Genomic DNA, 11,860 nt, shown 5'->3' with positions numbered 1-11,860 from the left:
AAATTTTTAGAGTTATTTTTCATGAAAAATTACATGAAAAAATTCACGAGTCAAGCACAGCGATGCAAATGTGCAGCCGATAACGGCGTGGCTTAAGGGAAACGGCGCTGGATTGGCTGCGGTGGCGTGGGTTTCTTTAATGGTGCTCAGGGAGTAGCCTCGGCATTGAATCTTTGCAGCCCGGCCCCCTCCATCGTCATGCCAAACGGTTTCCCTGACTTACCCTCACTCAACGCGCTACGTGTGTTTGAAGTGGTTGCCCGCCACCTCAACTTCCGCTTGGCTGCCGAGGAGCTGGGGGTGACCCAGGCAGCCGTTGCTCAGCAGATACGCGGGCTGGAAGCAAGCCTGAACCTTCGTTTGTTCGAGCGCCTGCCCCGGGGCCTGGCACTGACCGATGCGGGCCTGGGTTATAGCGGCAGCATTCGCAGTGCCTTGGCGATGATCGATGAGGCAACCCGCCTGTTGCGCCCGCAGACGTCTCACCTGACGGTCAGCGTTACCCCCACCTTTGCCTCGAAATGGCTTATTCCCAGGCTCGGCAACTTTGCGCAAAGCCACCCGGATATCGATCTGCGGGTGCTGGCCACCGATCGGCTGTCTCACTTCAGTACCGACGGCGTGGATATCGCGGTGCGCTATGGAAAGCCCGAAATTGGCGCGGGGTTGAACAGCGAACTGTTGATGGAGCAGCACATCGTCGCCGTGGCCAGCCCAGCGTTGTTCGAGGGCACCAACATCCCCACCTGCTTCGAGCAGCTGCAAGCGTTCATCATGCTTCACGATGCCCATGACTTCTGGCCCAGGTACCTTGCGGCCGTGTTCCCGCGCCACGCCCAACCGACCGCCAGAAACCTGCGGTTCAACCAGACTTCATTGGCTATTGATGCCGCCATCAGTGGTCAGGGCATTGCGTTGGCCAGCCTGGCATTCGTCGGTGACGACATTGCCGCAGGCAGGCTGATTCAGGTCTTCGACCAGCCGCTCCGACTGGACAAGTCGTTCTACCTGGTGTGGCCGCGCAAGCTGCAGCAGCCTGAGTCGCTTGACGTGGTTCAACACTGGCTAAGGCAGCAGGCTGGCAATAGTTAATCTACTGTCAAGGTAAAGTTTGCCTGCCTCCCTCGCCACTGGCGCTACTGCTAAGGTAAGTAAACCTAAGCAATCAGCCGTTTCAGTTCTGGAGGCAGCATGTCAGTAGAAAAAGTTGCGATTATTACCGCCGGCGGTAGCGGCATGGGCGCTGCAGCAGCACGTCGCCTGGCCGCTGACGGGTTCAAGGTTGGCATCCTTTCTTCATCGGGCAAGGGTGAGGCGCTGGCTGCCGAGCTTGGCGGCATTGGTGTAACCGGCAGCAACCAGTCGGTCGAAGACTTGCAACGCCTGGTCGACGCCGTGGTGGAAAAATGGGGCCGTATCGACGTGCTGGTCAATAGCGCCGGCCATGGGCCGCGCGCGCCGATCCTGGAGATCAGCGACGAGGACTGGCACAAGGGCATGGACACCTACCTGCTCAATGTCATTCGCCCGACGCGTCTGGTAACGCCTTTCATGCAGCGCCAGAAGGGTGGCGTGATCATCAACATTTCCACCGCCTGGGCGTTCGAGCCGAGCGAACTGTTCCCGACGTCTGCCGTTTTCCGCTCGGGCCTGGCCGCATTCACCAAGATCTTCGCCGACAACTTCGCCGGGGATAACGTGCGGATCAACAATGTCCTGCCCGGCTGGATCGACAGCCTGCCGGCCACCGAACAACGCCGCGACAGCGTGCCGCTCAAGCGTTATGGCACCAGCGAGGAAATCGCCGCCACCATTGCGTTTCTTGCCAGCGACGGCGCGGCCTACATCACGGGGCAGAACATCAGGGTTGATGGCGGTGTGACACGTAGCGTTTAGGGGCTCATGCAGCTCATTACGCTGGACGGACAGGGTTGGCCCGCCACTTCCCCTACTTGCTGGCAATCGACTGATTCGCCAGCGGGCAGCTCTGGGCGTTAAGAAAACGCGATGTTTTCAGCCAGTCCTGCTGGGGGTAATAGGCGAACACATAGCTACCGCGTTGCAGCGTCTCGATCAGCTTGCCGGCAATGGCCGGCCGCACAGCCGGGCACCCCTGGCTGCGCCCCAGACGACCGAGGCCAGGTACCACCTTGGGGTCGGCGTACGCGGCGGCATGCATCACAATCGCCCGCGACATGCTGTTGTCATTGAACCCCGGTTCCAGCCCCTGCAGGCGCAGCGAGCGGCCGTGCTTGCCACTGTAGGTCTGGCCGGTCTCATACAGGCCGATAGACGACTGGTAGCTGTTCGGCGCGTTGGAAAACGCAGTCGGTACATCGGCGCCGCTGTTCTTGCCATGGGCGACCCATTCCTCGAACAACAGCTTCCTGGCACGCAGGTCGAACACCCACAAACGTTTATCACGCGAGGCCTTGGAGTAATCGATCACCGTCAGCAACTTGTCCGCATCGCTGTGGCTGGCGCATGCATAGGCGGTGAGTGCCAAGGCCAGGGTCGAGAGGCTGGCGCTGGGTGCCAACTGCTGCAGCTCGGCGGCACTCGGCAGAGGTTGCGCGTGGGCGGCTTGCCAGGCGCTGAGAAAAAACAGGCCAATACTGGCCAACGAGAGCCGCGCGGCTCCCCGCAATAGTTTGAAGATCGACATGGATTACCCTGATGAAAACCTGGCCGTTGTTGCCGTGATTGCAGCCAAAAGCGGCTACTTTGCTTGATTCCTGCAGCATTGCCGATCATTTCTTGACCAATGGTTTAACGTCTTCACTGCCTTCGGTGCTGATTACCGTGAATTGTCCATTGCTGCGGGTATCCCGGGTGGATGCCCAGTCGGTGATCACCAGCATCGTGCCAACGTCCATCGCCGCCCGTAAATGGCGGCGGAATTCCGGGTTGATGCTCAATTGGCCCAATTGTTCATAGGGCGTGTTCCCGTACTCCGGGTTGCTCAGGCCCACCACCGACCAATGCAAGGGCAGCGCGCCATCGAGTGCCGGGGCGGATGGCTTTTGCAGCAGGGAATACACCGCCATGCCACTGCGATGCTGGCTGCTTTCAAGCGAAAGCGCCGGTGCCGAGCCGACCAGCTGGCCACCGCGAAACACATACGCCCGCAAGTCGGCGCGGCTGATCAGGATCGACAGCGGCCCCGCCGTCGGGTCGGGGTCGTTCCAGAACTGTTGATTGCTCAATACCAACGGGCCTTGGGCTTTGCCATCGCTGACCGTGGGCGCCAGCACCCCGGGGTGGTAGACCTCCACCGGTGCACTGTGGGTGTCGGAAACGATGACCGTGGTCGAACTGAAACCGGTCACTTCGTACAGCTTCTTGGCAAAGTCCATGGGCAGCCGCACGCAACCATGCGAGGCGGGGTACCCCGGGAGGTGGCCAGCGTGCAGGGCAATGCCGTCCCAGGTCAGGCGCTCCATGTAGGGCATCGGCGCACTGTTGTAGAGGCTGGATTTATGCTCGACCTTTTTCTGCAGAATGCTGAATACCCCGGTGGGGGTTTCCCGGCCTGGCTTGCCGCTGCTCACGGTGCTGACGCCGATGGCGATGCCGTTACGGTACACATAGGCACGTTGCTCGGTAAGGCTGACCACGACAGTCACCGGCCCCACCGGCGAGACCTGCGGGTACCAGAGAAACTGCCCAGGCTTGAGGCTGTCGAGCTGGCTCCTGAGTTGGGCCGGGGTGGGGACCTGCAGGGGAGCCGCTTCGACCAAGGCGACGGCCATTAACAGACCCAGTCCGAGCGATACATGCAACATCGAATTGCCCCCTTGGAACCCTGCCCCCAGCTTAGTCGGAACACGCCCCGCAAAGCCAGCCGTTCACTGCGTCAACCTGCGCCAGCGGTAACAATTGCACACACGAATGTGCACGAACTTCCCACTTCAAGGCCCGATCCATCGCAGCAAAAGGCAGCAAAACGCCGAGAAAACGGCAAATCCCATGAAACCTGCGGGTTGGTACGAATCTTGTTTGTATACAAATCCAACAATAAAAGTACACAACCATCATGGAGTTCCGATGGCGTCGATTTCACGTTCCGATGTTGGCCACCCTGACGCGCTACCGGTCGAAACGGCCGACCCCGTTCAGCTGGCATTGAGCCCGCGCCTGTACAGCGCCGACCTCGCGCCAACCCGCGCGGCAAATCGCACCTGGGGGCGCTACAGCCTGTTTGCGCTGTGGACCAACGATGTGCACAACATCGCCAACTACTCCTTCGCCATCGGCCTGTTCGCCCTGGGCATGAGCGGCGCGCAAATCCTTGGCGCCTTCGCCCTCGGCGCGCTGGTGATTTACGGCCTGATGAACCTGTCCGGCTACATGGGCCAGAAAACCGGCCTGCCCTACCCTGTGCTGTGCCGGATCAGCTTCGGCATCCACGGTGCACAGATCCCGGCCCTGATCCGCGCGGTGATCGCCATTGCCTGGTTCGGTATCCAGACGTACCTCGCCTCGGTCGTGCTGCGTGTGCTGCTCACCGCCATCGTGCCAGACCTCAAGGCCTACGATCAGAACGCAATCCTTGGCCTGTCGACACTGGGTTGGGTCACCTTCCTCGGCATCTGGTGCGTGCAGGTGGCGATCTTCGCCTACGGCATGGAGATGGTACGCCGCTTCGAGTCCATCACCGGGCCGATCATCCTGGTCGCATTCGCCTGCCTGGCGGGCTGGATGTACTGGCGCAGTGGCTTGTCGATTGCCTGGTCCAGCGGCAACGCACCGACCGGCTCGACCCTGTGGCTGAAAGTGCTCGGGGCCGCCGCCCTGTGGGTCTCGCTGTACGGCACCATGATCCTCAACTTCTGCGACTTCACCCGCAACTGCCCAGACCGGCGCACCATCAGCGTGGGCAACTTCTGGGGCCTGCCCGTGAACATGCTCGGCTTCGCGCTGATTGCCGTGGTACTCGCCGGTGCGCAGTTCAGCATCGACGGCAAGCTGGTGCAGGGCCCCACCGAAATCGTCGCCGCCATCCCCAGCACCGCCGGTTTGGTGCTGGCCTGCCTGGCCTTCCTGATCGTCACCGTGGCGGTGAACATCATGGCCAATTTCGTCGCCCCGGCCTACGTGCTCGCCAACCTGGCCCCGAACCTGCTGAACTTCCGCCGCGCGGGCCTGCTCAGCGCCGGCATCGCGGTGGTGATCCTGCCTTGGCACCTGTACAACAGCCCGTCCGTAATCGTGTATTTCCTCGGCGGCCTGGGCGCCCTGCTCGGCCCGCTGTACGGCATCATCGTCACCGACTACTACCTGGTGCGTCGCAGCCGGGTGAACCTGCCGCAGCTGTACAGCGAAAGCACCGAGGCCGCCTACCACTACAAGGGCGGGGTCAACCTGCGCGCCGTAGCGGCGTTCATCCCCGCTGCGCTGATCGCCATCGTGCTGGCGCTGGTGCCGGCGTTCGACACGCTGTCGCAGTTCTCGTGGTTCTTCGGCGCCGGTTTGGGCGGGTTGATTCATTACGCCATTGCCGATCGCAGTGCCAGGCATGCCGACGTTTCCGGTGAAAGCATTGCGGTGGATAGCGCGCAGCACTGAAAAGCTGCCAACAGGCCGCCCTGGCCAGTCGACGGATCAAGCCGGGGCAGTTACGCTGGCGCTTCCCACCTGCACGGAAGCGCCAGTGAAAGAGGCCTATCAAGGAAGCTGCCTGTGCGCAGCGGTCAGTTACCTGTTACTTACCCCACCCAAGGCAGTGAGCCATTGCCACTGCAGCCAGTGCCGCAAAAGCCACGGGGCCGCCTTCGCCTCATATGGCAGCGTTCCACGCAGCGGGCTGCGAATACTGCGCGGCGCTGCCAGCCTCAAGGCCTTTGCCTCCTCACCCACAGTAGTGCGCGAGTTTTGCGCCGAGTGCGGCTCTAGCCTGTTCTGGTCACGTTCCCAGGGCGAGTTTGCCGATTGGGTTTCGATCGCGCTGGGCACGCTTGATACACCGTTTCTGCCCAAAAAGCAGAAACACCTTCATGTCGACTCTGCTGCCCCCTGGTACACAGCCTGTAGTGCTGACTGAAACTCACGGCAGCACTGCCAGGGCGATACCAAAAGCGCGGTAGCAATTGCCCTTAGGGGTGCAACTTTGATGATCGCGCCCGGTCTGTATAGTCCCGCCGGGCACCCCACACCCGGTGCGAATGCCCATGGATCGGCGTCTTCATGATGCCTCTTGATCACAAACGAACCGATAAGGAAATCTCATGCGTACATTCAAATACGTGCTCGCGGCGTTGCCATTCTTTGTTCTGGCCGGCTGCGGCAACGACGCACTGGAAGGGACTTACGAAGCGACCACCACTGTGATGGGTTTCAAAAGCCCCAAGCAGAAATGGGAGTTCTCCAAGGACTACATCATCGCCAACGGCAGCAAGGTCAAGGTTGAAGAATGGGAGCGCAAGGATGATGTGGTCACTGCGCGCAACAAGGACGGGCTTGCACTGATCAACGTGCGGGTACTGGAGGGCGGCAAGCGCCTGGAAGCCGTTGGCGGCAGCGACATGGCCAAGAACGAGTTCGTGCGTGTGGATTGATCCACCTGTCAGCCAGCGTTCAAAGGGCCGCGTTGCGGCCCAATTTGCCTAACGGGTCGGCATTGCATTAAACCCGCGAACACGGGCGCCCTCCATGGCATGGTCAAACGTATTCTTGATTGAGCAATCACGGCTAGGCACTTCGATGCCTGAACAACGGATGCTAGCGCTCACCGCACCTTCCGGAGATTCCGTTCGTTGACTGACTCACAGCACAACCCTACCTACGCAAAACGGTTCGAAGCCGTGCTTGCCTATATCGACAGCCACCTTGAAGGCGACCTGTCGGTGAATGCCCTGAGCCGCATCGCCAACTTCTCGGCGTATCACTTTCATCGGCAATTCACGGCATACATGGGCGTTCCGGTTACACGGTATGTGCAACTGATGAGGCTTCGACGTGCGGCGCATCAACTGGTCGCCTCGCCCACAACGCCCGTACTGGAAGCCGCATTCGGCGCCGGCTTCGAAAGCCCCGAAGCCTTTTCCAGGGCGTTCAAGCGTTCGGCATGGCGCCGAGCGTTTTTGCCAAAGCGCCGAACTGGCAGGCCTGGAGTGCGGTGTTCGTTGTGCCTCACTTAACCAGGAGTATCACCATGCAGATCCGTATCGTGGATTTCGCCGAAACCCGCGTGGCCGCGCTTGAACACCGAGGGGCGCCAAGCCTGGTCGGCGAAAGCGTCGCGCGCTTTCGCCAATGGCGCATGCACAGCGGCCAGTCGCCAGTGGCGACCAGCCGCACCTTCGGCATCCCCTACGACAACCCCGACACCACGCCGGCCCACGCCTTTCGCTTCGCTGTTTGTGGCGAGCTGGACGAGGCCGTAAAGCCCAATGATTTCGGCGTGCACGAACGGGTCATCCCGGCGGGGCGTTGTGCCGTGATTCGGCATACCGGCTCACCTGACTACATTGGTGAGACCATTTATCCGCTTTATCGGGACTGGTTGCCGTCGAGTCAAGAAGAGCTGCGGGATCATCCGTTGTTCTTTCAGTACCTGAGTGTGTACCCGGAAACGCCGCTGGAGCAGTGGGAGACGGATGTTTATGTGCCGTTGAAGTAAGTCTGGCCGTGGGCAGCGGGCAACGCCAGTCATCACAGGGCCAGACGCATGGCAGGCCGAATTGGTAGACTATGCCCATTCCCCAAATCTCCCCGGCGTCGGGCAACCACGCCGGGTATCAGACACGTGCCCCAGATGCCTCAAGAATTAGCTGAAATTCAATGTGCGGAACCGTTCCGACGGTTCAGCGTTGCGCCGATGATGGACTGGACAGACCGCCACTGCCGCTTCTTCCTGCGCCTGCTCTCCAGCCAAACCCTGCTCTACACCGAGATGGTCACCACCGGCGCCCTCCTCCACAACGACGCCCACCGCTTCCTGCGCCACGACGTCTCCGAGCACCCGCTGGCCCTGCAACTGGGCGGTAGTGTGCCCGCCGACCTGGCTGCCTGCGCGCGCCTGGCCGAGGAGGCCGGCTACGACGAGGTCAACCTCAACGTCGGCTGCCCGAGCGACCGGGTGCAGAACAACATGATCGGCGCTTGCCTGATGGCACACCCGGCGCTGGTGGCCGATTGCGTGAAGGCCATGCGTGATGCGGTGTCGACGCCGGTGACGGTCAAGCACCGCATTGGCATCAATGGCCGCGACAGCTACGCCGAACTGTGCGACTTCGTTGGGCAGGTGCGAGAGGCCGGCTGCCGGAGTTTTACCGTGCATGCGCGTATCGCGATCCTGGAGGGGCTGTCGCCGAAGGAGAACCGCGAAATCCCGCCGCTGCGCTATGACGTGGCAGCGCAGTTGAAGGCCGACTTCCCGGACCTGGAGATCGTGCTCAACGGCGGGATCAAGACCCTGGCCGAATGCCAGGCGCACCTTGAAACCTTCGATGGAGTGATGCTGGGGCGTGAGGCATATCACAACCCTTACCTGCTGGCCGAGGTAGACCAGCAGCTGTTTGGCAGCGCGGCGCCGGTGGTCAGCCGTAGCGAGGCACTGGCACAGCTGCGCCCTTACATCGTGGCGCATATGGCAAGTGGTGGCGCGATACATCACGTTACCCGGCACATTCTAGGGTTGGCGCAGGGGTTCAAGGGCGCACGGCGCTTCCGCCAATTGCTGTCGGCGGATATTCACAAGGCCGCTGAGCCGTTGGCGGTGTTTGATCAGGCAGTCGAGTTGTTGCAAGGGCGGTGACAAGGCGGGATTGGGAACCTCGGGCCGGCTTGCGACTCGAATCTTCACCTTTCGCACCGCCCTTCGCGGGCAAGCCTGCTTCCACCGCTTGCCTGCATGGTTTCGACGGCCCTTGAGCGGCCGTCGGGGCTCGGGTAATGTCGAGTCATTGCACAGGACAGAGCACGCCCATGACCTCCAAGCTGGAACAACTCAAGCAGTTCACCACCGTGGTCGCCGACACCGGGGACCTGGATGCCATCACCCGCCTGAAGCCGGTCGATGCCACCACCAACCCGTCACTACTGCTCAAGGCCGCCGCCATCCCGGGCTACGCCGATCTGCTCACGCAGGTGAAGGCCGATGCCAAGGGCAATGTCGACCTGGCTTGCGACAAGTTCGCAGTGGCCGTGGGCTCGGGCATTCTCAAGGTCATCCCGGGGCGTATCTCCACTGAAGTGGATGCGCGCCTGTCGTTCGATGAGCCGGCCCTGCTGGCCAAGGCGCGCAAGCTGATCGAGCTGTACGAAGCGGCCGGGGTTGGCCGTGACCGGGTGCTGATCAAGCTGGCCTCCACCTGGGAAGGCATTCGCGCCGCCGAAAAGCTGGAGAAGGAAGGCATCCAGACCAACCTAACCCTGCTGTTCTCCTTCGCCCAGGCACAAGCCTGCGCCGATGCCGGGGTGTTCCTGATTTCGCCGTTCGTGGGCCGTATTTACGACTGGTACAAGAAGAGCACCGGCAAGGAATACGTCGGCGCCGAGGACCCGGGCGTGCAGTCGGTGACACGTATCTACAACTACTACAAGGCCAATGGCTACAACACCGTGGTCATGGGCGCCAGCTTCCGCAACATCGGCCAGATCGAACAGCTGGCGGGCTGCGACCGCCTGACCATCAGCCCGGAGCTGTTGCAGCAACTGAGCGATGACCAGGGCGAGCTGCCGCAGGTGCTGAAACCGGGCAATGCCGGCGAAGCCAAGCAACAGCTGAATGAAAGTCAGTTCCGCTGGGCGATGAACGAAGATGCCATGGGCACCGAGAAGTTGGCCGAAGGTATCCGCCAGTTTGCGCGGGACCAGGAAAAGCTGGAGAAGTTAATGGCTGAAAAGGCCTGATACAGTTCGGGTTTGCCTGACGGGCGGGAGGTGTTAAGCATTTTCCGCCCGTTTTGTTTTGCCCTGTTTTAGTTGTGTACTGAATTCCAGGGCCTTTTCGCGGGCTTGCCCGCAAAGAGGCCCGCATAGCCACCCGAGCTGTCGATGACCCCCTCTACCCCATTGCCCCTCGTGCTCGCCGGCCCGGTACTGCGCCGCCTGGAGCCTCAGCGCCTGGCCATCTGGCTGGTCGCCACCCAACCGCTGCAACCCGATTTCATCTGCCCCGCAGGCGAGGCCCAGGTCGATTGCCAGGTTCTCCCGGTCGGCCAACAGGCCTTCATTCACCTGCTGGATATCCACTTCGCAAATCCCCTGCCCTGCAACCAGCTGCTTGACTACGATCTGATGATCAACGGTCAAGGCATCGCCAGTTGGGCGCCACACTTGCTCTACCCCGGCACCCAGCGCCCAAGCCTGGTGCTGCGCGACCGCCTCGACCACTTGCTGCACGGTTCCTGCCGCAAGCCGCACCACCCCGCTGCCGATGGCCTGTTGTGCGCCGATCGCCTGCTCAAGGCCTGCACAAAGCCCGAGGACCGCCCGGCCGTGCTGCTGATGACCGGCGACCAAGTGTACGCCGACGATGTCGCCGGCCCTATGCTGCGCGCCATCCATACCCTGATCGCGCGCCTGGGCCTGTTCGACGAGCAGCTGGAGGGTGCGGTGGTGCCTGATAGCCAGGCGCTGTACCAACACCCGGCCAGTTACTACCACCGCGCCGACCTGCTGCCGGCGCAGGAACACAACGACACCTTGCGCGAGCGCTTTTTCGGCGGCAAACGCAAGCCGATTTTTTCGTCCAGCAACGCCGACAACCACTTGGTGACCTTCGCCGAGGTCATGGCCATGTACCTGCTGGTGTGGTCACCGGTGCCTTGGCAACTGGTGAACCTGGACATGCCCACCGGTCTTACCGACCAGCGCCAGGCCCGTTACCGGCAAGAGCTGCCATTGATCCAGGCGTTTGCCGACAACCTCGACCAGGTGGCGCGGGTGATGGCCCACCTGCCCTGCCTGATGATTTTCGACGACCACGACATCACCGACGACTGGAACCTCTCGGCACAGTGGGAAGAAACCGCCTACGGCCATCCGTTCTCGCGGCGCATCATCGGCAACGCCCTGCTCGGCTACCTGCTGTGCCAGGCATGGGGTAACAACCCGGACGGCTGCAAGCCACTGACCGAGCAATGCCAGGCGCTGACCGGTCAACACCAGGATGCGCTCATCGACGAGCTGTTGCGCTTCCAGGGCTGGCAATTCAGCCTGCCCACAAACCCGCCCCTGCTGGTGCTGGACACCCGCACCCGGCGCTGGCGCAGTGAAAGCAGTTTGGCCAAGCCGTCCGGCCTGCTCGATTGGGAGGCGCTGAGCGAGTTGCAACAAGCACTGCTCGACCACCCGTCAGCGGTCATCGTGTCACCGGCGCCGATTTTTGGCGTGAAGCTGATCGAGACGGTGCAAAAGGTGTTCAGCTGGCTGGGCTATCCACTCTTGGTGGATGCCGAAAACTGGATGGCCCACCGAGGGGCGGCGCAGGTCATCCTCAACATCTTCCGCCACTCCCGTACACCGGGGCACTATGTGGTGCTGTCCGGGGATGTGCACTACTCGTTCGTCTATGAAGTGCTGATCCGCCACCGCCAGCGCAGCCCGCACTTGTGGCAGGTGACCAGCAGCGGGATCAAGAACGAGTTCCCCCGGCGTTTGCTGGATGTGCTCGACCGACTCAACCGCTGGCTGTATTCGCCACGCTCGCCGTTGAACTGGTTCACCAGGCGCCGGGAGATGGAAGTGGTACCGCGTACGCCCAGCCACAGCAAGGCTGGAGAGCGGCTGTGGAACGGGGCGGGGTTGGGGCAGGTGTTCTTCGACGAACAGGGGCGGCCAGTGCGGGTATTTCAGCTGGATGCCGGCGGCGCTGAAGCAACCGAGTTTGTTGCCGGGCGGTAGCCGGGCAACA

At 61.8% G+C, this 11,860-nt stretch carries 10 protein-coding genes and 1 pseudogene; 9 read left to right on the top strand and 2 right to left on the bottom strand.

The genetic code is table 11. From position 1 onward, the window contains the following. Window positions 1-198: 198 nt before the first annotated feature. On the top strand, window positions 199-1,092 hold the full coding sequence (locus tag FHW75_RS24450; RefSeq protein WP_183674840.1) for a LysR substrate-binding domain-containing protein: 894 nt from the start codon (window positions 199-201) through the stop codon (window positions 1,090-1,092). Window positions 1,093-1,191: 99 nt separating this feature from the next. Then, on the top strand, window positions 1,192-1,896 hold the full coding sequence (locus FHW75_RS24445; protein WP_019098726.1) for an SDR family oxidoreductase: 705 nt from the start codon (window positions 1,192-1,194) through the stop codon (window positions 1,894-1,896). Between the two features lie 52 nt (window positions 1,897-1,948). Here FHW75_RS24445 and FHW75_RS24440 read toward each other — a convergent pair whose 3' ends face one another. After that, entirely contained in the window at window positions 1,949-2,665 is a 717-nt protein-coding gene (locus tag FHW75_RS24440; RefSeq protein WP_183674838.1) for a murein L,D-transpeptidase catalytic domain family protein, read from the bottom strand. A gap of 85 nt (window positions 2,666-2,750) precedes the next feature. After that, entirely contained in the window at window positions 2,751-3,785 is a 1,035-nt protein-coding gene (locus tag FHW75_RS24435; RefSeq protein WP_025754447.1) for a L,D-transpeptidase, read from the bottom strand. Between the two features lie 262 nt (window positions 3,786-4,047). Between FHW75_RS24435 and FHW75_RS24430 the strand changes: the two genes are divergently transcribed. From FHW75_RS24430 to FHW75_RS24400, 7 genes and pseudogenes are all read left to right on the top strand, one after another. Further along, on the top strand, window positions 4,048-5,568 hold the full coding sequence (locus FHW75_RS24430) for an NCS1 family nucleobase:cation symporter-1 (RefSeq protein WP_027609675.1): 1,521 nt from the start codon (window positions 4,048-4,050) through the stop codon (window positions 5,566-5,568). Between the two features lie 85 nt (window positions 5,569-5,653). Continuing rightward, window positions 5,654-6,043, top strand: coding sequence for a GFA family protein (locus tag FHW75_RS24425; protein ID WP_081735858.1), 390 nt, complete (start codon window positions 5,654-5,656; stop codon window positions 6,041-6,043). Between the two features lie 184 nt (window positions 6,044-6,227). Continuing rightward, entirely contained in the window at window positions 6,228-6,557 is a 330-nt protein-coding gene (locus tag FHW75_RS24420) for a hypothetical protein (RefSeq protein ID WP_019098722.1), read from the top strand. Window positions 6,558-6,755: 198 nt separating this feature from the next. Next, window positions 6,756-7,621: pseudogene (locus FHW75_RS24415) on the top strand (GyrI-like domain-containing protein). 135 nt (window positions 7,622-7,756) lie between these two features. Further along, on the top strand, window positions 7,757-8,758 hold the full coding sequence (dusA, locus tag FHW75_RS24410; RefSeq protein ID WP_025754451.1) for a tRNA dihydrouridine(20/20a) synthase DusA: 1,002 nt from the start codon (window positions 7,757-7,759) through the stop codon (window positions 8,756-8,758). A gap of 170 nt (window positions 8,759-8,928) precedes the next feature. Continuing rightward, window positions 8,929-9,855 (top strand): transaldolase, encoded by a 927-nt coding sequence (tal, locus tag FHW75_RS24405; RefSeq protein WP_119370744.1) that lies wholly within the window; start codon window positions 8,929-8,931, stop codon window positions 9,853-9,855. A 144-nt stretch (window positions 9,856-9,999) separates the two neighbouring features. Further along, entirely contained in the window at window positions 10,000-11,850 is a 1,851-nt protein-coding gene (locus tag FHW75_RS24400; RefSeq protein ID WP_027615685.1) for an alkaline phosphatase D family protein, read from the top strand. Window positions 11,851-11,860 lie beyond the last annotated feature (10 nt).

The sequence above is a fragment of the Pseudomonas sp. OG7 genome, assembly GCF_014192825.1.
Classification (GTDB): Bacteria; Pseudomonadota; Gammaproteobacteria; order Pseudomonadales; family Pseudomonadaceae; genus Aquipseudomonas; species Aquipseudomonas monteilii.
This window is presented reverse-complemented; position numbering and strand designations above follow the sequence as displayed.

What these genes read in the sequence shown, in the direction of transcription:
- FHW75_RS24440 (WP_183674838.1), bottom strand. Translation starts at nt 2,665, where the DNA reads ATGTCGATCTTCAAACTATTGCGGGGAGCCGCGCGGCTCTCGTTGGCC.
- FHW75_RS24435 (WP_025754447.1), bottom strand. Translation starts at nt 3,785, where the DNA reads ATGTTGCATGTATCGCTCGGACTGGGTCTGTTAATGGCCGTCGCCTTG.
- FHW75_RS24430 (WP_027609675.1), top strand. Translation starts at nt 4,048, where the DNA reads ATGGCGTCGATTTCACGTTCCGATGTTGGCCACCCTGACGCGCTACCG.
- FHW75_RS24400 (WP_027615685.1), top strand. Translation starts at nt 10,000, where the DNA reads ATGACCCCCTCTACCCCATTGCCCCTCGTGCTCGCCGGCCCGGTACTG.
- FHW75_RS24450 (WP_183674840.1), top strand. Translation starts at nt 199, where the DNA reads ATGCCAAACGGTTTCCCTGACTTACCCTCACTCAACGCGCTACGTGTG.
- FHW75_RS24445 (WP_019098726.1), top strand. Translation starts at nt 1,192, where the DNA reads ATGTCAGTAGAAAAAGTTGCGATTATTACCGCCGGCGGTAGCGGCATG.
- dusA (WP_025754451.1), top strand. Translation starts at nt 7,757, where the DNA reads ATGCCTCAAGAATTAGCTGAAATTCAATGTGCGGAACCGTTCCGACGG.
- FHW75_RS24420 (WP_019098722.1), top strand. Translation starts at nt 6,228, where the DNA reads ATGCGTACATTCAAATACGTGCTCGCGGCGTTGCCATTCTTTGTTCTG.
- tal (WP_119370744.1), top strand. Translation starts at nt 8,929, where the DNA reads ATGACCTCCAAGCTGGAACAACTCAAGCAGTTCACCACCGTGGTCGCC.